This is a genomic window from Stenotrophomonas sp. TWI1409 (genome assembly GCF_039673015.1).
GTDB lineage: Bacteria > Pseudomonadota > Gammaproteobacteria > Xanthomonadales > Xanthomonadaceae > Stenotrophomonas > Stenotrophomonas maltophilia_A.
Genome location: NZ_JBDJKU010000144.1, coordinates 1 through 558, shown reverse-complemented (window position 1 = coordinate 558; position 558 = coordinate 1). Strand labels below are relative to the sequence as shown.

Sequence of the window (558 nt, the reverse complement as noted above, 5' to 3'; positions counted from 1 at the left end):
GGTATGTAGGAGCCAGGGTGGAGGGACCGTCAAGCATGCATCTGCGGATACTAGCCGACAGACGAGTCGAGCGATCCCCATCCCGCACACGAACGTCGATAAAGGATCGTACGGCCCCCAAAGGGGATCGTCGATGTAGGCAAGCTAACGTCGGTGCGGTACCACCCCAGCCCCTTAAAGATAGCTGGGAGCCGTACAAATGTCTGATTCTCTCGATATTGGCGTGGACGTGGACTCCAAGGAGTTCGTACCGGCAGTGGCCGACCGCAAGGCCGGCGACAGGATCGCCAACACCCGGGCCGGCATAGCCCAGTGGCTCAACACCTTGCCCCAGCGATGCCGGATTGGCATGGAGGCGACGGGGCGGTACTACGAGTTGTTGGCTCGGATGGCTGGCCAGGCAGGCCACGTTGTCTATGTGATCAATCCACGTCTGATCAAGCACTACGGCCGGGCGACGGGCTCGCGTGGCAAGACGGACGCCATGGACGCCGAAGCGATCGCCCGGTACGTGAAGAAGGAGAACGATCGCCTGCGTGAATACGTACCGCGTACCGA

The 558-nt window shown here is 61.3% G+C and carries 1 protein-coding gene; it reads left to right on the top strand.

Translation table 11 applies throughout. The annotated features are described in order from the left end of the window. Positions 1-199: 199 nt before the first annotated feature. Positions 200-558, top strand: a 359-nt coding sequence (locus tag ABE423_RS20710; RefSeq protein ID WP_329916271.1) for a transposase, incomplete at its 3' end; no start/stop codon positions are given.